Below are 18,431 nucleotides of genomic sequence, written 5' to 3'. Positions count from 1 at the left end.
AAAATGTCTGTTGATCTAGAATCTTGAACACTTGGTATAATAGATTTTAGCAGCTTGTTTTTCTTGAGTTTCTTTGAATCATCAAAACGAAAACAAAATGAAAACATCATCAGCAATCAACTTAAAAAATGAAACAGTAATTACTGATGGTATTTTCGCAACCGCTCAAATAAAACTATCGATCATGAAAAAGTTAGCAAACACATCGCCATTTTTACTTTTATTATTACCAGTATTTATGATGATTATTTTAACACTTACCGTTAGCACCAATCAGAATGATGCAGAAATAGTTGTAAAACCTACAAAAACATCTGGGTCTGTTGTGAAACAAGTAACTGCTATTTTCAAATAGAAACAATGGGTAATTACGCTATCGAAACTGTAGGTTTAAACTTTAACTTCGGTAACCAGGTTATTGTAAAAGATCTTTCATTACAAGTACCAAAAGGCAGTATTTACGGCTTCTTAGGCCCAAATGGGGCTGGAAAAACAACCACTATAAAAATCTTGCTCAACCTGCTCAAATCGCCATCCGATCAGGTTTTTATATTCGGTAAAGAAATAAACAGTAATCGCATAGCTACCCTTAAACGCATTGGTGCGCTAGTAGAACAGCCAGCCATTTATGGGCATTTAACAGGGAAAGAAAACCTCATTAACCGCTGTATTCTGTTAGGCATAAAAAAAACGAAAGCTGATGAAATGCTGTCGCTAGTAGGTTTGACAGACGCAGCAAATAAAAAAGCCAGTAAATATTCGTTAGGTATGAAACAACGGCTAGGCATTGCGCAGGCACTAATTTCAGACCCGGAATTACTCCTGCTGGATGAGCCTACAAATGGCTTAGATCCAAACGGCATTATTGAGGTCCGGAACCTCATGATCGATTTAGCTACAAAACACCAAAAAACAATATTGGTTTCAAGCCACTTATTGGCAGAAATAGAAAGAACAGCAACCCATGTTGGCATTATAAACAAAGGTCAACTATTATTTCAGGGCACCATTAACGAACTTCATTTACTAAGCAAACCAATGCTCGAAATCGAAGTCGACAAGATCGAAAGCGCAAGCTCCCTTTTAACAAAGTCGGGTTATGAAATTATAGCAAAAACCGAAAAGATAATTACTATACCATTTACTTCATCACAAAAAAGTGGAGAACTAAATACATTACTTATCCAAAATGGTTTTACTGTAAGCAGTCTTTACCAGCAAAGAAAAGACCTCGAAAATTTATTCCTTGATATTACCAAAACAAACTAACATGCACGCTCTTTATATTTCTTTAGTATCAGAATTTTACAAATCCAGAAAAACCTTAGCCTTCTGGGCAGCTATATTATTACCGGTTATTATATGCGCATTAATCAGCTTTGGTTTTTATTCCGACGCCGAGAAAATCATCGCCAGGCAATATCCTCCAATGGTATTATGGGCGCATTACAGCGGTGCAGCACTCGGCGTAATGGGATTCTTAATAATGCCCTTCTATGTTATATTCATGGCCTTTTCGGTCAATAACATCGAACATAAGAACGATACCTGGAAAATGTTATTTGCCCAACCCCTAAATAAATTTTCGATTTATGCGGCTAAATACCTGTATGCGGTCCTGTTAATATTTATCTGTTTATTCTTATTTGCGACACTTACCTATGCCTTTGGCCACTTATTACAGGTATTGTTGCCTAAGCTTAATTTTAATCAATACAACCCGCTAAATATCCTGGTTAACTCTTACGGCAAACTATTCTTATCATCTTTAGGCATTTTATCGCTACAGTTTATATTAAGTTTGCTATGGAGCGATTTTCTTAAGCCAATGGGCATTGGCTTTATTGGAACCATTATGGGCATTATTACCGCAAATGTAGGGTGGAAATATGCTTACCTGATTCCTTATTCATTACCTGCTCTGTCTTTAAAGATGACCAAGGTAAAAAAAGGAGGCGATCCGCTGGATTTTCCGGTTTTTACGCAGGAAATATGGACAAGCTTGATTTATGCTTTGGTTCTTTTCATTATTGGCTATTTTATTGTAACCAAAAAGAGCATAAAATAGTTTCAATCTGTAAATTTCTTGTACCAGACAATGCGATATGTAAAAATCTCATTGGATAATAATTTGAAGTGGTTTAAAGTGTATTTTAGATCAAAATCAACCACCAAATTATTCATAAAATGATCAAAAAATTTACAATTACCGCATTGGCCTTTGGCCTGTGCTTTTCAGCTTTTGCACAAGACACCCCTGATGCAGCTGTAGTACAAAAAATAAGAAAGGAAGGTTTAGAAAATTCGAAGGCAATGGATATTGCTTTTAATTTAACTGATGTAAGCGGTCCCCGTTTATCAAACTCTCCGGGATTAAAAAAAGCACAGGATTGGGCTGTGAAGCAACTAACCGATTGGGGATTGAAAAATGTACATCTTGAAGCCTGGGGAACTTTCGGTAAAGGCTGGCAGATAGACAAATACTATGCCGCCACTACACTTCCTTACTATCATACCATTATTGCCTCTCCTAAAGCATGGACACCCGGTACAAATGGCCCGATCAAATCGCAGGTAATTTTAATCAAGGCCGATAGTGTTGCCGATTTAGCAAAATATAAAGGCAAATTGGCCGGAAAAATCGTTATGATGGATCAGGGTACCCCGCTAACAAGTGGCATTAAGCCCGATTTTCTGCGCTATGCCGATACTACCCTGGCACAAATGGCCGCAGCAAAACCACAAACTGCAGGCCCAAGACAACGCCCTACTGGCGGGCCAATGGCCGATAGAATGGCGCAGATGATGAAAATGCGTGAAATCCGCGCGGCAATGAGTGCCATGCTGGTAGAAGAAAAAGTAGGTTTAATTTTAACTTATGCCCGTGGAGGACAGGGGACGTTTTTCACCAGTAACGGTGCTTCTTATGCTTTAGATGCAAAACCGGTATCGCCTGAGCTTGAAGTTGCAGCAGAAGATTTCTTGCATATATTGCGTCTTTTACGTGCTGGCAAGCCTGTAGAAATTGAAGCTGACATTAAAACCTCTTTTTACGACCAAGATCCTCAAGGATATAACGTAATTGCCGAAATACCTGGGACCGATAAAAAACTAAAAGATGAAGTGGTAATGATTGGCGGGCACTTCGATTCGTGGCATGCGGCAACGGGTGCTACAGATAATGCAGCAGGTTCTACCGTAATGATGGAAGCCATGCGTATTTTAAAAGCGATAGATTTTAAACCAAAGCGCACCATCCGTATTGCACTTTGGAGCTCAGAAGAGCAAGGTTTATTTGGATCGAGGGGTTATGTGGCAAAACATTTTGGCGATCCGAAAACGATGGTATTAACACCAGACCAGAAAAAAATATCAGCTTATTACAACCTCGATAATGGAACAGGAAAAATCCGTGGCGTTTATTTACAGGGCAATGCAGCTGCTGGTCCAATTTTTCAAAGTTGGTTAACACCTTTTAACGATCTTGGCGCTACCACCATCACCATTAATAACACAGGCGGTACCGATCACCAAGCCTTTGATGCCGTAGGTATCCCAGGTTTCCAGTTTATTCAGGATCCTGCCGATTACAATACCCGTACCCACCATAGCAATATGGATACTTATGATAGGCTTGTTGAGGATGATTTAAAACAGGCGGCAACCATTATCGCTTCTTTTGTTTACAATACTTCGCAGCGCGAGGCACAGATCCCAAGAAAAGAACTACCTGCTCCACAACCCGCAAGACCTTAAAGCAATATACTGTATAAACAAAAGCCTGCTGATTTGACTTTAGTATCAAATAGCAGGCTTTGCTGTTTAGAATGAGAGGTTATGCGTATCTTAACCTTTATAAGGATAATATTCTTTCTTTAAAGGCCCAAACAATTAATTGATAAGAATTCTTAAGATCGAGCTTTCTTACCATATTTCTTCGGTGCGTATTAACGGTATGCTCGCTGATAAAAAGCATTTCGCCAATTTCTTTACTGTTGTATCCCATCGATAACAAGTGTACAATTTCAACTTCCCTTTCGCTGATCGAACTGTGATTTTCCCGTAGCAGGATATTGTTTATCATGTTTGAAAGAATTAAATGGTTAAATGTTTCTATAATCAAGCTTTATTAAAAAATTAGACTTATTTCAAAATAAGTTCAAAATATTTGTTTTAATTGGCCCCACGGCATTCATTGTTTACAATCACAAATTATTCAGCTGTTATTGTATACCAAAAGTAGTGGTACGCCGCAATTCGGCGTTAGCACAAAACGCCTTAAATGAAAGGGTATTTTTACGGTATTTAATATAATCCTATAAGACAGGCAAAAGATTGTTTTTTTTTGATAATTTTATTTCTCAATTTAAGGTTATCGTGAAGTTTTAAATCCCACCCCACTTTAACGTAAAAACAAACTATATAGAAATTTTCAAATGAGTTGAGATAATGAGAAGCATTTAACTTTAGCTTTCACTAAATCACTTACCTAGCATTTTGAAACCAAATAAATAAACATATGACTCAAGATTTTTTAACTAACGAAGGTAAAAACAATACCATTCCAGTAAGTATTGCCAGCCAAATGACAGCTGCTTTCCGCAAGAGCCAGAACACAGAAAAGGGCACATTTACAGAGGCGGCGTGGTTTCCTGCAGAGCAGATTACAACATTAGCAAAAAAGATGACCGAACTAGGAGGTGATGGCATTAGGATTTATTTTGGAAGATATACCGACGATATCATCAATCAGATCAATAAGCTTGATTATGGCGATAAAATCCCTCCAACTTATTCAGAAATGAACACTTTACTCCTTGTGGTTACCAAAACGATTGACGGCAAATCCTGCACCGATTATTTTATTGATAAAGATTACGGCGATCCAATACCACAAATTACCGATCCAGAAAACAGAGCTGAGTTATGTCCACAATTTTGTGATGAAAATAGTAAATTGATGCCGTAATACATTTTCTATGACAGGAAAAATTGCTACACAAATAGACATATTTAAGGCCCTAAAATTTATTGTTCCAACTATTTGCTCATATATTGAGCTGCTTTGTCTGGTTTTTGCATTATACTTTTTATTCAAAGACAAATCAACATTTTGGCGGATCACAATTTGGTATATGGCCGTTGTGGTGTTGACTGAAATCGTTGGAAGGTACTTTGCGAGAACATACCACACAAATTTATGCATTTACAATATCTACACAATATTTGAAATTTCTTTTATTACTTATGGATTTTATACGTTCATAAAACAATATGCAAACATAAAGTACTGGCTAATTGCAACATATGCAGCAACAATGATAATTTATACAATATTTACTTTGATCTACGGTATAAATGTTTATAATGCTTTTACGATAAGTGTGGCATCTGTGGTTTTTGTAATCTATGGCTTATTGTATTTTTATCTGCTCCTGAAAGACGAAAATTATATTGATTTAAAATTTCACCCTGCATTTTGGTGGGTGGGCGGAACATTAATATTTTATTTTGGAAGCACACTCGCGAATTTTTTCGATGATATAATTCAACAAAAATTTTTAGGAAAATATAACACTCGCTTAATAATCTACACAACACTAAATCTATTTTTATATGGCTTTTGGGCCTATTCATTTATATGCAGAGCTCGTCAACGGAAAACATGTCCTTAATTCTACTGGCATCATTTGTTTTTCTTTTGATGCCAATATTTCTACTACTTTATATTAGGTCTTACAATCGACATAAAAAGAACCATTTTCTGGAAAAGCAGAATATGCAGCAAAAATTTGAGTCCGAAATGCTTCAAACCCGCGTTGAAGTACAAGATCAAACGATGCAGAGTATAGCCACAGAATTACATGATAATGTTGGCCAGTTGCTCAGTCTTACCACACTCACCTTAAACTCTGTAAATTTAAACGATGGGGAAAAGGCAAAAAAAAAAATCGACAATTCGTTAGCCCTTGTTAATAAATCTATTAAAGAATTAAGGGAGTTGGCAAAACTATTACATGGTGAACAACTGGTAGAAAATGGCATTGGCCACGCAATTGATCAGGAAGTTAACTGGTTGAATAAAGCCGGTTCGTACGAATTAAAGATCAATAACCAATTAACCGATCTGCAAATTACATCGCCGAATAAAGACTTGATCATTCTTCGTTTATTGCAGGAAATCATTAATAATATCATAAAACATGCCCAGGCAACCTATATTCAAATCGATTCGCATCTGGCAGACAATACTATATATTTAAGGGTTTCCGAAAATGGGATTGGTTTTAACCCCGAAGAAATTAGATCAAAAAAAGCGGGAATGGGACTAAATTCTATTTATAAAAGAATTGAGATGATCAATGGAAAATTAATATTAAATTCGACTCCAGGCGAAGGCACTTCCATTTCCATAGAAGTTCCATACCCTTAATTGTATGCAAGACCAAAGTATCTCTATCGCTATTGTTGATGACCACACGCTTTTCCGTTCCGGATTGGCCAGCCTATTGGAAGAATTTGATGAAATAAATGTCACGTTTGAGGCTGTAAACGGATTAGATCTCCAGTCTAAAATAAACAACCACAAACACGTTCAACTGGTGCTAATGGATATTAATATGCCGGTAATGGACGGCTTTGCAGCAACTAAATGGGTTAAAACCAATCATCCAAATGTACATGTGCTTGCACTAAGTATGCTCGAAGATGAAAAAGCGATTATCGGAATGCTTAAAGCCGGTGCCGGAGGCTATATGCTTAAAGAATCAACCCCATCAGATCTGCTAACCGCAATTAAAGTAATAGTAAATAAAGGTTTCTATGTAAATGAGCTGGTATCGGGCAGGCTTTTGGTGGCGCTAAAAGACAGTGATCAAAAACCGGTATTCTCTGCAAGAGAACTTACATTTTTACAATTTTGCAGTACCGAACTTACTTATAAGGAAATTGCCAACCTCATGAATGTTAGTCCGCGCACAGTAGATAACTACCGAGAATCTCTTTTTGCAAAGCTGAATATTAAATCGCGCACCGGATTAGTGGTATATGGTATCAAAAACAACCTGATTACAATATAGTCCTCATTTTCGCAGACAGATCACAACAAACTGATTTACAGAAAATTACAGATTTAAATTCAATACTTTTCTTAAAGTAAAACCTTAAAAGGGAACAAAAAGTCGTTCTCGTTAATTTTTCTAATAATTTATTCAATAAAATTTGGATAACTAACTAATTAGTTTTAACTTTAGTTAAGGCAAAGTAATTTGTCATCATCCTTATTATTATTAACTATTATGGAAATTAAAGATTTAACCAAAGCCGAAGAACAGATTATGCAGGTTTTATGGCAATTGGAAAAAGCATTCGTCAAAGAAGTTATTGATGAACTCCCCCTCCCCAAACCTGCGTACAATACCGTATCAACCATTATTAGAATTTTAGAAACCAAAGGTTTTATTGGTCATGAAGCCTTCGGTAAGGCCCATCAATATCATCCCCTAATCAGCAGAGAAGAATATAAACGCCATGCAACAGAAAAATTGTTGGGCAATTACTTCGAAAATTCGGTAGAGAGTATGTTCTCTTTTTTCGTTAAAGAAGAAAAACTGGATTTAAGCGATGTTGATGAAATTTTAAAAATGATTAATAAAATTAAACATAAGCCAAAATGAGTTTTGCCCACTACCTATTACAGGTGAACTTATACTTAATTGTTTTTTTCGGTTTTTACAAATTACTGTTAGATAAGGAGACCTACTTCACTTTAAACCGCATTTATTTAGTAGCTGCGGGCGTTTTGTCGTTATCTATACCCTTTATCCGTTTAGAATGGCTAACGGAGCAGAAAGCGGCACAACAGGTTTATACTTCAGTTAATTGGGAAGCCGTATTAGCACAAGCAACGATTGTAACGGAGCGCAATACCGGTTTTAACTGGGGGAACGCATTCGTTTACATCTATTGCGCAGGTATTTTGTTCTTCTTAGGTAGATTGGTATTTAACCTATTAGCGGTTAAAAAACTTATCTCAGTAAGCAAGGCTGGCTCGGCTTTCTCTTTTTTTGGCAAAAAAGTAATTGATCAGGAATTGCCACAAATGGATGTGATTGATATTCATGAAGAAGCACACATCAAACAATGGCATACCGTAGATATTTTATTTTTCGAAATTATAGGGATTATCACCTGGTTAAACCCTGTGATTTACCTTTATAAAAAAGCAATTAAAAATATCCACGAGTTTTTAGCTGATGAACTTGCTGCCGAATTTCAGGGTGATAAGGCAGAATATGCGATGTTATTGCTAAGTAAGTCGTTCGGCATTTCGCCAAATGCCTTAACAAATGGCTTTTTAGAAAAATCATTGATCAAAAAAAGAATTTTCATGCTTCATAAAGAGCGGTCTAAAAAGATCGCTATTATGAAGTATGGAATTTTTATCCCCTTATTTGCCCTTCTGATTGTTTTTTCGTCGGCTACTGTACGCAAAAATGAGAAGTTGTTATCCATTACCGATCAAATCCCTTTAGAGAAACCGATTGAGATTGTAGAAAACATGGTTACAACACCCGAGAAAATAATTGTAGCACCTAAAATTTCAGTTGATGGCAAAACAGATGCAAACTGGAAAGGATTTTACCAGTTTCTATTAAGAAATATTAAATACCCAGGCACAGCCAGCAGTGATGAGGTACAAGGTAATGCCCAGATAAAATTTAATCTAAAAGGCGGCAGGGTTATCAATATTACATCAAACGTAGAACTGGGGGCAGGTTGCGATGAAGAAGTGATGAAAGCAATTTTATCTTATAAAGGATTTAAAACTGTAGCAGATGGCAAATATGCTTTAACGGTAAGTTTTAAAATTCCAGAATCTTCAGAAGAGTTTAAGAATAAATTATTGCCTAAATCGGATGGATATGTAAATCTGAACAAGATTAACATTATATCTTATCTTCCTAAAACCATTGAAACCGGTGCCGTTAAATCTGAAAATACGGATAAAGTGTATGATTTCGTTTCAATCGAGAAACAACCGGAGTTTCCGGGCGGTATAGGCAAGTTTTATCAATACCTGGGTGGCAGCATTAAGTACCCGAAAATGGCACAAGATAATAATGTGCAAGGTAAAGTTTTTCTCAGCTTTGTTGTTGAAAAAGATGGTTCATTATCAGATGTCCAAATCACACGTGGTTTAGGAAGTGGTACCGATGAAGAAGCGATGAGGGTTATAAAAGAATCGCCAAAATGGCACCCAGGAATCCAGAATGGCTTAGCCGTTAGGGTAAAATACAACATCAATGTCAATTTCACCTTGAATACTGATCCTCCTAAACCGCTTAAAACATTATCACAAACCTCTTCCGGCATAAGACTTAAAAGCGGTATCAATTTTAACGGTCTTATTATATTAGATGGCGTTAAACTAGCAGAAAACAGCCAGATAAATTCGATAAACCCAAATAGCATCGAATCTGTTGAGGTTTTAAAGGATCAGACTGCAGTAAGCCTATATGGAAACAGGGCCAAAGATGGGGCAATTTTAATTACCACTAAAGAAGCAAAAAACAGTGCTTTCAGGCAGCCAGACACAAAGGAGCTTACTATCGACAAAACTTCAAATTTTTTCGAGCTTAAAAGAAAATTCTAACCAAAATGAAAAATATAATCGCTTTTACCATAATGATGGGGTTTAGTTTAGTTGCTTTTGCCCAAAAGGCAGATAGCACAAAAACAACCAAAATTACGCTTAGGGGCATACCTGCCCCTGGCACTGAACCCTTAATTGTAATAGATGGCAATAAACAGTACGTAAGGGGCACATCATCACTTAGCGAGGTTGATCCCAATAACATTGAATCTGTAAGCATCTTAAAGGATAGTTTAGCAAGCGCTAAGTATGGGGCTGATGGTTTTGCAGGTGTGATAGAAGTTAAAACCAGAAGTGGTTTTTTAAGCAATTCCAAATTTAAAACCGTTCCGATAAAAATTGGCGATACCAAGTTAAAAGGGAAAGTATCAGGATTTAGTGTGCAACCAAATGTACCTAACCCTAATACATCTATAACCTTAAGAAATCTATTGAATAGAGATTTTGACCCGAAGGCCGAGCCGCTTTATATCATTGACGGAAAAGAAGTTTCAGAGATAAAAAGTTTGGATAAAGAATCTATTGAATCAATAGAAGTGCTTAAAGACTCATCTGCAGGAACCTTACACGGTGATAAGGGCAAAAATGGAGTGGTGATTATTACCACTAAAAAATCAAAAGCAATTCCCAAGAAAAACTAAATAATCAATATTTAATAAAAAAACAATGAGAAAGCTAATCTTTTTAGCCCTAATGGGCATCGCCATGTGCTTAAATCAAGCAAAAGCACAAGACAATTCAAACAAAGTTTATGATTTTACCTCCCTAGAAAAGACACCCGATTATCCTGGAGGAATTAAGAGATTTTATGAATTCTTAGGCCGTGAGATTAAGTACCCTGAAGTAGCTAAGAAAAACAGCACACAGGGAAAAGTATTTGCTTCTTTTGTAGTAGAGAAAAATGGGACACTAACAGATATTCAGATTACCAGAAGTCTGACAAAGGAAACGGATGACGAAGCCTTAAGAGTATTGAACAAATTGCCAAGATGGAATCCTGGATTATTAAATGGAAGACCTGTTCGTGTGAAATACAACATCAATGTTAACTTCAGTATGAGGTAAATCCGAAATGGGCGATTGGCTAAACACACAAAACCCCAGCAAAATTGCCGGGGTTTTATGTTTTCTCTCCTGTCTCGGAAGACTAAATTTAGAAAAACTTTAATGTATATGCAAATATTACAGAATAAAATTTCTAAATATGCAAAATTTTAATATGCAAACATAAGATTATTGCGACTTTCGCAAACTTTTATTTCGAGACCGCTTTGTTGTGCAAGGTTTCGGTTTTTAATTTATAAAGTTTCATATGTTTTCATAACAGCGGGAAAATGTTAAATATGTATCTGTTTTAGTCGTTAGCATGCTAACAAATCATTAAAATTTATTCATTATTTATTCTTGGTCTATTAACCAGTATTAGTCTAATAATATGTCTTAAACAGCTATTTTATGATTAGTTTGTAGTTCCCTTTAAAACTAAAAAGCCTCCACGTTGTGGAGGCTCAAGAACCCAGCGGTTAAGCTGGGTGCACAGTATATCTTTTAAACGGTTTCTTCTGAAATAAATTTTGCAGATGCAAAATCGCGGTTCATACGAGCGATGTTTTCTAAAGAGATTCCTTTAGGGCATTCGGCTTCGCAAGCACCAGTATTGGTACAGTTTCCAAAACCTTCAGCATCCATTTGCGCAACCATGCTCTGCACCCTGCGGTAACGCTCTGGCTGACCTTGTGGTAACAATGCCAACTGAGAGATTTTAGCTGATACGAATAACATTGCTGAAGCATTTTTACAGGTTGCCACACAAGCACCGCAACCAATACAAGCTGCGGCTTCGAAAGCAGCATCTGCCTGCATTTTAGGGATTGGCAGGTTGTTCGCATCTTGCGCATTACCTGTGTTTACCGAAATAAAGCCACCAGCAGCAATAACTCGATCGAATGCAGAACGATCTACGGTTAAATCTTTTACTACCGGAAAAGCTGCTGCTCTCCAAGGCTCAACAACAATGGTATCGCCATCTTTGAAAGAACGCATGTGCAACTGGCAGGTAGTAACCAAGTCTTTTGGTCCGTGCGGACGGCCGTTGATAAACATCGAGCACATTCCGCAGATCCCTTCGCGGCAATCGTGATCGAATACCACAGGCTCTTCGCCTTTATTAATTAATTGTTCGTTTAATACATCGAACATCTCTAAGAAAGACATATCCGGTGAAATATCGGCCAATTTATAATCTACCAAAGCACCTTTGGCATTGTTATTTTTTTGACGCCAAACTTTTAGCGTTAAGTTCATATTTCCTGTACTCATGATATTGAGATTTAAGTATCAAGTAACGAGAACCAAGTATCAAGACTTGAATTAAATCTTGATACTTGATACTTACGTCTTGCTACTATTTATAACTTCTTTGTGCTACTTTAATATTTTCAAACTTCAGCTCTTCTTTGTGAAGTTCGAAGTTTACACCTTCTTTAAATTCCCAAGCGGCTACGTAAGCATAATTCTCATCATCACGTAGTGCTTCACCTTCTTCTGTCTGATACTCTTCACGGAAGTGACCGCCACAACTTTCGTTACGGTTTAACGCATCAATACACATCAACTCGCCTAGCTCGATAAAATCAGCAACGCGGCCAGCTTTTTCCAATTCGGTGTTTAACTCATCAGCTGTTCCAGGTACACGAACATCGCTCCAGAATTCAGCACGTAAAGCTCTGATTTCCTGAATTGCTTCATTTAAACCTTTTTCGTTACGGGCCATACCACATTTCTCCCACATAATGTGACCTAAACGTTTGTGGAAATGATCTACCGACTTAGTTCCTTTAATATTGATCAGTGTATTTAAAATACCAACTGCTCTTTCTTCAGCCTCTACAAAGGCAGGGTGATCAGTAGGGATTGCTTTTACCGAAATCTCTTTTGATAAATAAGCACCAATGGTATAAGGAAGAACGAAATAACCATCAGCCAAACCTTGCATCAAAGCAGATGCACCTAAACGGTTGGCACCGTGATCGGAGAAGTTAGCCTCGCCAGTACAGTATAAACCAGGTACCGATGTCATTAAGTTATAGTCAACCCATAAACCACCCATGGTATAGTGAACCGCAGGATAGATACGCATTGGTGTTTCATAAGGATTTTCACCGGTAATCTGCGCATACATATCGAACAGGTTACCATATTTTTCCTTGATTACTGCGGTACCTAAGCGCATGCAGGTTTCTTTGTCAGGATTGTGGTTACCGGCTTTAGAAGCTTCGATTTTTCCGTAACGTTCTGTATTGGCTTTAAAATCTAAGTATACTGCTAGCTTAGAAGCACCTACTCCATAACCCGCATCACAACGCTCTTTAGCAGCACGGGAGGCCACATCACGAGGAACCAGGTTACCAAAAGCAGGGTAACGGCGCTCTAAATAATAATCTCTTTCATCTTCAGGAATTTCTGAAGCTTTACGATTATCATCTTTCTTTTTAGGAACCCAGATACGTCCATCGTTACGCAACGACTCAGACATTAGGGTTAATTTAGACTGGTGATCGCCAGAAACCGGGATACAAGTTGGGTGGATCTGCGTATAGCATGGGTTTGCAAAATAAGCACCTTGTTTGTGCGCTTTCCAGGCAGCAGTAACATTACTTCCCATCGCATTGGTAGAAAGATAGAATACGTTACCGTAACCACCTGTTCCCAATACCACCGCATGACCGAAATGACGCTCTATTTCTCCTGTAATTAAGTTACGTGCAATAATACCACGTGCTTTACCATCGACTTTAACAACCTCAAGCATTTCGTGGCGGGTATACATTTCTACTTTACCCATACCAATCTGGCGTTCTAAAGCAGAATACGCACCTAATAATAACTGTTGACCAGTTTGACCAGCTGCATAAAAAGTACGTTGTACCTGTGTACCACCGAATGAGCGGTTATCTAACAAACCACCGTACTCACGTGCCAAAGGCACACCCTGAGCCACACACTGATCTATAATGTTGGCACTTACTTCGGCCAAACGATGCACATTGGCTTCGCGGGCACGATAATCGCCACCTTTAATCGTATCGTAAAAAAGGCGATAAACGCTATCACCATCATTCTGATAGTTTTTTGCTGCATTGATACCACCCTGAGCAGCAATTGAGTGTGCTCTACGTGGTGAATCCTGGAAGCAGAAACATTTTACTTTGTAACCCATTTCGGCCAAAGTAGCCGCTGCCGAAGCACCCGCTAAACCCGAACCTACTATGATTACTTCAATAGTTCTTTTGTTCGATGGGTTAACCAAAGGCACAGAAGACTTATATTTTGTCCATTTGCTGGTTAATTCGCCTTCTGGAATATTTGAATTAATATCTGACATATCTTTTGTGCTAAAAATTATTGAATAAGACCGAAATAAACTGCAATCGGCATGGCTGCGAAAAGGATCGAAATAATAACCGAATACCAAACGCCAGCTCCTTTAATTATACCGTTATATTTTGAGTGGTTCCATCCTAATGTTTGGAATGCGGAAGCAAAACCATGCAATAAGTGGTAGCATAAAGAAAACATAGCAAGAATATATACGACAACCCTTACCGGATCCTGAAATTTCTCTTTCATTACCGCATAAAGATCTTCATGTCCGTTAGCATCAACCGTTGGGATTCCTGTAAAACGGGAAACTACCCAAAAATCTTTCAGGTGAACGACCAGGAAGATCAGCAAAAGTGTACCCAATAAGCCCATAGAACGGCTGTACCATTTACTGTTTGCCTTACCATCGTTTACGGCATATTTAACAGGGCGTGCTTTTTGATTTTCCAACGTTAAACGCAACGCCTGAAAAATGTGCGCAAGCAAACCAATAAACAACACAATCTCGCCAGCCCGGATAATCCAGTTAGTGGCCATAAAATGTGCGCCTACGTTAAATGTTAAACCACCGTCGCTAATAAAAATTAAAGCATTAATACCGCAGTGTACAATTAAAAAAAGTATCAGGAACAAACCTGTAATACCCATGATGAATTTCTTCCCTATTGAAGAAGAAAATGCATTTCCGAAACCACTCATTTGATTAGGATTTATATCTAAATTTCTTGCAAAAGTATCTAATTATGAGTTTAATTTATAAACGAATATGACAAAACAACGATAAAACATTTATTTAGAAACATTCTAAAGCATATTCGGAAATAATTGAAAGAATACGGGAATATTTGTGGTTTCATAAGCTTTTTTTCCATTAAGAAATGAAGATCATTAAGTCCTAGGAGGACAATAGTATTTAGTATCTTATCTATCGAGTAAGATTTTGAAGTATTCATTAATCATAGGAACGATACTTTTGGTAATATTATCCGTGAAAAAATTGATCAGCAATCCCTGGGGAGCATTTAGAAGTTTCATATAGGTCAGTAATTGTGCCTGATGAACGGGCAAGAGATTGGAGATTGCTTTTATTTCAACAACAACACAATCATTAACAAATAAATCGGTGCGTAAATCTAAATCTATTGGCAAATCATCATATACAACCGATAATGTTAACTGTTGCGAAACAACATAACCGTTTTTCTCCAACTCATACTTTTAAGCAGCGCTCGTATATACGCTCTAATAGGCCTGGGCCAAGTACATTATGAACTTTAATTGCAAAACCTGTGATCTCGTAAGATAATTGTGTAACTTCTTTTTTAGTCATTCCCTAAGCAATTAAAATGAAACATGTATCCTACATTACTTTTTAAACATGCAGAATTAGGGGATGATTAAAATAAGTTGATTATTAAGAACTTACTCTGCAACTAAAATAACATTTTTCTTCTTAACTACCTTAATTTCTTAATGGTAAAATGTTATTAATGGCGAAATCCTAAATCCCCTCTCCAATAACTAAGTTTTTCGTTATATTGCAATATCAAATTGTTAATATGAAAAAACAGCTCTATTTACTTACTTTATTAGCGGGCCTCTTCTCTTCCTGCGATCCAACTCCCGCTACATTTAATCTCGAAACCAAAAATTTTGGCCCAAATGCCGTAATTACCATTCAAAGCGCTGAAAAGGGCGAAACACTGAAAGTTGAAAACATTACCAATAGCAATCAGACTTTTAAAATCAATATCCCAATAAAAGGCTATGCCACTTTAAGAACTGAAGATGGCAGTCGCACCGGAGAATATTACTTCTATCTTGATAAAGGCAGCTTCAAAGGCGTCCTTGATGGAAAAAACCCTAGCATTTATCCACTAAAGAGCGTTCCGGACACAGAGGGTGAAGAATTTATCGATTTCTACAAACTGACAGGCAATATGAGTAAAGACATACTCGATAGTTTGAATATTGCAGAACAAGAGCTAGATCAAGCTAACCAGAGCAACATTATGGAGAAAGCTCAAAAAGCAGATCGGTGGAGAGCGAAACAGCTTCAGCTTAAACTGGAAATTATCAGAGCTTTTGCCAAAAAGTATCCCAGCTCAACGCACACACTTTTTTTATTAGAACGTTTAGGAACGGTAGAATCAGAAGCGAAGCACTACCTGTCAATCTTTAATGGCTTAGATAAAGAAGTTCAGGAAAGTAAAAAAGGCGAAAGTCTTTTAGCTGAAATTACACAGGCCAACCAAATGATGGCAGGAAGTAAAATGCCAAATATTGAAGGAGAAAATATCGAAGGAAATAAATTCGATTTAAAAGTATTAAAAAAGATAAATCTGGTAACCTTTTGGGCATCATATAGTGGTAAGAGCCGCAGAGATAACCAAACACTGACTTCACTCTACGAAAAATACAAGAATAAAGATGTTGAATTTATAAGCGTATCATTTGATAAAAAGCGTGATTCGTGGCTTAAAACAATAAAAGAAGACAAATTAATCTGGCCTCAATATGCCGACTTTAAAGGTTCCAAATCGCCAAATGCAAAAAACTTAAGCAATTACAACGTTACTTACTTCTTTTTAGTAGATAAAAACGGCACTGTATTAACCAACAATGATCTTTCTTTAGATTTTGTTGACAGTGAAATCAGCAAAAATTTGGCCGGCAGATAAATGTGAGGATCCGCAATTCAAAAGTTGATTCCACAAAAAAAATCCCGATTTGCATCGGGACTTTTTACGATTTATGTGTTTGAGTTTTCTTAAGCTACTTTAACATTTACCGCGTTTAGGCCTTTTCTACCTTCTTCTACATCGTAGTTTACGGTATCATTCTCGCGAATGTTATCGATTAAGCCTGAAGCATGAACAAAAATTTCGGCATCGCCATTAGATGGAGTGATAAATCCGAAACCTTTAGTTTCATTAAAAAATTTTACTGTTCCTTGTTGCATTGTATTGTATTTTAATTTGTTTCAAAGATAGAGTTAAATCCCTATAAATCAATTTTTTATTTTTTTTATTATATAAATAACGCTAAATATATTGATAGTTTGCCCTTTAAGCCCGATTTAGCGCCCCGATTTAGTCTATCATTGCTCGATGTATCGCCCGGTTTTATCAATAAAGCACGTTCAAAACAGGCCTTTGTCTCCACTTTTCTACCTAAAAAAAACAAATAATAATTCAACATATAATTCCCGTCGTAATCAATACAGACTATCTGGAAAGAAATCAGGTTAAATTAACTATAAACCAGGTTTTCGTGCTGCTCATAATTTACCTTCAGATTTTCGGTAATTTTCACCACTAATGTTTCGTTTTCTTTACCATTGTAACTTAAGATTAACAGATCACCAATAATTTCGTGTAAAATTAATTTCGGGCTGGTATAGGTGATCGATACCACATGCGCTGCTTTATTTAACAGATCTGAAGCATAAATATGTAATTCGGCCCAATCGAAAAGGATCGGGTGATCTTCTAAATCGCTTAAAACAGGTATTTTATGTGCTAAGGCAGCAATGCTGTTCATTACGGAGTACTGAAGTTTTTGGTGTAATGTATTTGCCTTTTCGCTGGCTTGCTGCATCTGAGAAAAGGTATGTGCGCGCTCATCTAAGCTGTATATTTTTGATCTTTTTTGAAATTCTTTGTAAGTATCGTGAAATATCCGTCTTTCAAAATCTGTTCTGCACATAAAATTGAAATATTGTTTTACGCTGAGGTTAATGCTAGCTAAAGCCATAATATTCGGTTTTTGTTGCTGATTCAAATATGGAACAATAAAAAAAATTAATTTATAGCGTATCGGTAAACGCTGATTATCAATCGGTAAATAGCGAAACTAAATCTTGATTATGAAAAACGGATGAATATTGGTTTGAGTACAGGGATTTGGCCGAACAGCCGGTTATTTAAGATATTTTAACATTTCAAGATTTCCCAGAACCAGTCGCCAATTTCATTTTTTTTAAAACAGTTTAATTTCCAACAGGTTATTAATATACAAAATAGGTATAACCAAAACTTTTACGATATGGAAACGAGAAACAACCATGGTTTAATCCAGGCTTTACTAGATTGCGCGCTAGCTTGCGAACATTGTGCATCGTCCTGCTTAAAAGAAGAAGACATCAACATGATGATTGACTGCATTAAACTAGATCGGGATTGCGCAGATATCTGTACCCAAGCTGCCCGGTTATTGCAAAGAGATTCAATTATCGGGCATCAATATTTATTGCTCTGTGAAGAAATATGCAGGCTTTGTGCAGCCGAATGTAGCAAACACGATCATGAACATTGCAGACAATGCGCTGTTGCCTGCGAGGAATGCGCAGATGCCTGCCATGCCAATCACGAACCGATTCATCAGGATTAAA

22 protein-coding genes are annotated in these 18,431 nt (G+C 37.0%); 14 read left to right on the top strand and 8 right to left on the bottom strand.

Annotated elements, in window-relative coordinates:
• The first annotated feature begins 97 nt into the window (after nt 1–97).
• The 4 genes from J7E57_RS00815 to J7E57_RS00800 all read left to right on the top strand — a co-directional run bounded on the left by J7E57_RS00815 (nt 98) and on the right by J7E57_RS00800 (nt 3,756).
• Nucleotides 98–355 carry a hypothetical protein gene (locus J7E57_RS00815; protein WP_215129669.1) on the top strand — a complete coding sequence of 86 codons (258 nt, stop codon included), beginning with the start codon at nt 98–100 and terminating at the stop codon, nt 353–355.
• 5 nt (nt 356–360) lie between these two features.
• Nucleotides 361–1,269 carry an ABC transporter ATP-binding protein gene (locus J7E57_RS00810; RefSeq protein ID WP_215129667.1) on the top strand — a complete coding sequence of 303 codons (909 nt, stop codon included), beginning with the start codon at nt 361–363 and terminating at the stop codon, nt 1,267–1,269.
• Nucleotide 1,270: 1 nt separating this feature from the next.
• The gene (locus J7E57_RS00805; RefSeq protein WP_215129665.1) at nt 1,271–2,068 is read left to right on the top strand and encodes an ABC transporter permease; all 798 of its coding nucleotides are present in this window, start codon (nt 1,271–1,273) and stop codon (nt 2,066–2,068) included.
• A gap of 119 nt (nt 2,069–2,187) precedes the next feature.
• On the top strand, nt 2,188–3,756 hold the full coding sequence (locus J7E57_RS00800; RefSeq protein ID WP_251029746.1) for a M28 family metallopeptidase: 1,569 nt from the start codon (nt 2,188–2,190) through the stop codon (nt 3,754–3,756).
• 97 nt (nt 3,757–3,853) lie between these two features.
• Here J7E57_RS00800 and J7E57_RS00795 read toward each other — a convergent pair whose 3' ends face one another.
• Nucleotides 3,854–4,084 (bottom strand): response regulator transcription factor, encoded by a 231-nt coding sequence (locus J7E57_RS00795; RefSeq protein WP_057931491.1) that lies wholly within the window; start codon nt 4,082–4,084, stop codon nt 3,854–3,856.
• A 435-nt stretch (nt 4,085–4,519) separates the two neighbouring features.
• Between J7E57_RS00795 and J7E57_RS00790 the strand changes: the two genes are divergently transcribed.
• The 8 genes from J7E57_RS00790 to J7E57_RS00755 all read left to right on the top strand — a co-directional run bounded on the left by J7E57_RS00790 (nt 4,520) and on the right by J7E57_RS00755 (nt 10,720).
• On the top strand, nt 4,520–4,969 hold the full coding sequence (locus J7E57_RS00790) for a hypothetical protein (protein WP_215129664.1): 450 nt from the start codon (nt 4,520–4,522) through the stop codon (nt 4,967–4,969).
• Nucleotides 4,970–4,979: 10 nt separating this feature from the next.
• Nucleotides 4,980–5,675: a hypothetical protein gene (locus tag J7E57_RS00785; protein WP_215129662.1), complete on the top strand. Its 696-nt coding sequence runs from the start codon at nt 4,980–4,982 to the stop codon at nt 5,673–5,675.
• 128 nt (nt 5,676–5,803) lie between these two features.
• Nucleotides 5,804–6,433, top strand: a complete 630-nt coding sequence (locus J7E57_RS00780; protein WP_215129660.1) for a sensor histidine kinase — start codon at nt 5,804–5,806, stop codon at nt 6,431–6,433.
• 4 nt (nt 6,434–6,437) lie between these two features.
• On the top strand, nt 6,438–7,079 hold the full coding sequence (locus J7E57_RS00775; RefSeq protein ID WP_215129658.1) for a response regulator transcription factor: 642 nt from the start codon (nt 6,438–6,440) through the stop codon (nt 7,077–7,079).
• Nucleotides 7,080–7,298: 219 nt separating this feature from the next.
• Nucleotides 7,299–7,676, top strand: coding sequence for a BlaI/MecI/CopY family transcriptional regulator (locus J7E57_RS00770; RefSeq protein WP_029280636.1), 378 nt, complete (start codon nt 7,299–7,301; stop codon nt 7,674–7,676).
• Nucleotides 7,673–9,655 (top strand): M56 family metallopeptidase, encoded by a 1,983-nt coding sequence (locus J7E57_RS00765; protein WP_215129656.1) that lies wholly within the window; start codon nt 7,673–7,675, stop codon nt 9,653–9,655. The genes J7E57_RS00770 and J7E57_RS00765 overlap by 4 nt, the downstream gene beginning before the upstream one ends.
• A gap of 5 nt (nt 9,656–9,660) precedes the next feature.
• Nucleotides 9,661–10,296 (top strand): TonB-dependent receptor plug domain-containing protein, encoded by a 636-nt coding sequence (locus tag J7E57_RS00760; protein WP_215129653.1) that lies wholly within the window; start codon nt 9,661–9,663, stop codon nt 10,294–10,296.
• Nucleotides 10,297–10,321: 25 nt separating this feature from the next.
• Complete coding sequence (locus tag J7E57_RS00755) at nt 10,322–10,720, top strand: energy transducer TonB (RefSeq protein ID WP_215129651.1); 399 nt, start codon at nt 10,322–10,324, stop codon at nt 10,718–10,720.
• A 483-nt stretch (nt 10,721–11,203) separates the two neighbouring features.
• Here J7E57_RS00755 and J7E57_RS00750 read toward each other — a convergent pair whose 3' ends face one another.
• The 5 genes from J7E57_RS00750 to J7E57_RS27390 form a co-directional block, all read right to left on the bottom strand.
• A complete protein-coding gene (locus J7E57_RS00750) occupies nt 11,204–11,974 on the bottom strand; it encodes a succinate dehydrogenase/fumarate reductase iron-sulfur subunit (protein ID WP_029278232.1) in 771 nt (256 codons plus the stop codon).
• Nucleotides 11,975–12,059: 85 nt separating this feature from the next.
• A complete protein-coding gene (locus tag J7E57_RS00745) occupies nt 12,060–14,039 on the bottom strand; it encodes a fumarate reductase/succinate dehydrogenase flavoprotein subunit (protein ID WP_215129649.1) in 1,980 nt (659 codons plus the stop codon).
• Between the two features lie 17 nt (nt 14,040–14,056).
• Entirely contained in the window at nt 14,057–14,737 is a 681-nt protein-coding gene (locus J7E57_RS00740; protein WP_215129647.1) for a succinate dehydrogenase cytochrome b subunit, read from the bottom strand.
• A 222-nt stretch (nt 14,738–14,959) separates the two neighbouring features.
• Nucleotides 14,960–15,247 (bottom strand): GxxExxY protein, encoded by a 288-nt coding sequence (locus J7E57_RS00735; RefSeq protein WP_251029745.1) that lies wholly within the window; start codon nt 15,245–15,247, stop codon nt 14,960–14,962.
• A 1-nt stretch (nt 15,248) separates the two neighbouring features.
• Nucleotides 15,249–15,368 (bottom strand): GxxExxY protein, encoded by a 120-nt coding sequence (locus J7E57_RS27390; RefSeq protein ID WP_410522672.1) that lies wholly within the window; start codon nt 15,366–15,368, stop codon nt 15,249–15,251.
• A gap of 229 nt (nt 15,369–15,597) precedes the next feature.
• Between J7E57_RS27390 and J7E57_RS00730 the strand changes: the two genes are divergently transcribed.
• Nucleotides 15,598–16,719: a TlpA family protein disulfide reductase gene (locus J7E57_RS00730; RefSeq protein ID WP_215129645.1), complete on the top strand. Its 1,122-nt coding sequence runs from the start codon at nt 15,598–15,600 to the stop codon at nt 16,717–16,719.
• Between the two features lie 89 nt (nt 16,720–16,808).
• On the opposite strand, the gene J7E57_RS00725 is transcribed toward J7E57_RS00730, so the two are convergent.
• A complete protein-coding gene (locus J7E57_RS00725) occupies nt 16,809–17,000 on the bottom strand; it encodes a cold-shock protein (RefSeq protein ID WP_010599638.1) in 192 nt (63 codons plus the stop codon).
• Between the two features lie 290 nt (nt 17,001–17,290).
• Entirely contained in the window at nt 17,291–17,794 is a 504-nt protein-coding gene (locus J7E57_RS00720; RefSeq protein ID WP_215129643.1) for a hypothetical protein, read from the bottom strand.
• A gap of 291 nt (nt 17,795–18,085) precedes the next feature.
• Here J7E57_RS00720 and J7E57_RS00715 point away from each other — a divergent pair, with 291 nt between their 5' ends.
• Nucleotides 18,086–18,430, top strand: coding sequence for a four-helix bundle copper-binding protein (locus J7E57_RS00715; RefSeq protein WP_083505280.1), 345 nt, complete (start codon nt 18,086–18,088; stop codon nt 18,428–18,430).
• Nucleotide 18,431 lies beyond the last annotated feature (1 nt).

The organism is Pedobacter sp. ISL-64, assembly GCF_018613605.1.
Taxonomy (GTDB): domain Bacteria; phylum Bacteroidota; class Bacteroidia; order Sphingobacteriales; family Sphingobacteriaceae; genus Pedobacter.
The sequence above is the reverse complement of the archived record's forward strand: the minus strand, read 5'-3'. Positions and strand labels throughout refer to the sequence as shown.

Excerpts from the sequence above, each read along its gene's own strand:
- J7E57_RS00815 (WP_215129669.1), top strand. The coding sequence starts at position 98 with ATGAAAACATCATCAGCAATCAACTTAAAAAATGAAACAGTAATTACT.
- J7E57_RS00810 (WP_215129667.1), top strand. The coding sequence starts at position 361 with ATGGGTAATTACGCTATCGAAACTGTAGGTTTAAACTTTAACTTCGGT.
- J7E57_RS00805 (WP_215129665.1), top strand. The coding sequence starts at position 1,271 with ATGCACGCTCTTTATATTTCTTTAGTATCAGAATTTTACAAATCCAGA.
- J7E57_RS00800 (WP_251029746.1), top strand. The coding sequence starts at position 2,188 with ATGATCAAAAAATTTACAATTACCGCATTGGCCTTTGGCCTGTGCTTT.
- J7E57_RS00795 (WP_057931491.1), bottom strand. The coding sequence starts at position 4,084 with ATGATAAACAATATCCTGCTACGGGAAAATCACAGTTCGATCAGCGAA.
- J7E57_RS00790 (WP_215129664.1), top strand. The coding sequence starts at position 4,520 with ATGACTCAAGATTTTTTAACTAACGAAGGTAAAAACAATACCATTCCA.
- J7E57_RS00785 (WP_215129662.1), top strand. The coding sequence starts at position 4,980 with ATGACAGGAAAAATTGCTACACAAATAGACATATTTAAGGCCCTAAAA.
- J7E57_RS00780 (WP_215129660.1), top strand. The coding sequence starts at position 5,804 with ATGCTTCAAACCCGCGTTGAAGTACAAGATCAAACGATGCAGAGTATA.
- J7E57_RS00775 (WP_215129658.1), top strand. The coding sequence starts at position 6,438 with ATGCAAGACCAAAGTATCTCTATCGCTATTGTTGATGACCACACGCTT.
- J7E57_RS00770 (WP_029280636.1), top strand. The coding sequence starts at position 7,299 with ATGGAAATTAAAGATTTAACCAAAGCCGAAGAACAGATTATGCAGGTT.
- J7E57_RS00765 (WP_215129656.1), top strand. The coding sequence starts at position 7,673 with ATGAGTTTTGCCCACTACCTATTACAGGTGAACTTATACTTAATTGTT.
- J7E57_RS00760 (WP_215129653.1), top strand. The coding sequence starts at position 9,661 with ATGAAAAATATAATCGCTTTTACCATAATGATGGGGTTTAGTTTAGTT.
- J7E57_RS00755 (WP_215129651.1), top strand. The coding sequence starts at position 10,322 with ATGAGAAAGCTAATCTTTTTAGCCCTAATGGGCATCGCCATGTGCTTA.
- J7E57_RS00750 (WP_029278232.1), bottom strand. The coding sequence starts at position 11,974 with ATGAGTACAGGAAATATGAACTTAACGCTAAAAGTTTGGCGTCAAAAA.
- J7E57_RS00745 (WP_215129649.1), bottom strand. The coding sequence starts at position 14,039 with ATGTCAGATATTAATTCAAATATTCCAGAAGGCGAATTAACCAGCAAA.
- J7E57_RS00740 (WP_215129647.1), bottom strand. The coding sequence starts at position 14,737 with ATGAGTGGTTTCGGAAATGCATTTTCTTCTTCAATAGGGAAGAAATTC.
- J7E57_RS27390 (WP_410522672.1), bottom strand. The coding sequence starts at position 15,368 with ATGACTAAAAAAGAAGTTACACAATTATCTTACGAGATCACAGGTTTT.
- J7E57_RS00730 (WP_215129645.1), top strand. The coding sequence starts at position 15,598 with ATGAAAAAACAGCTCTATTTACTTACTTTATTAGCGGGCCTCTTCTCT.
- J7E57_RS00725 (WP_010599638.1), bottom strand. The coding sequence starts at position 17,000 with ATGCAACAAGGAACAGTAAAATTTTTTAATGAAACTAAAGGTTTCGGA.
- J7E57_RS00720 (WP_215129643.1), bottom strand. The coding sequence starts at position 17,794 with ATGGCTTTAGCTAGCATTAACCTCAGCGTAAAACAATATTTCAATTTT.
- J7E57_RS00715 (WP_083505280.1), top strand. The coding sequence starts at position 18,086 with ATGGAAACGAGAAACAACCATGGTTTAATCCAGGCTTTACTAGATTGC.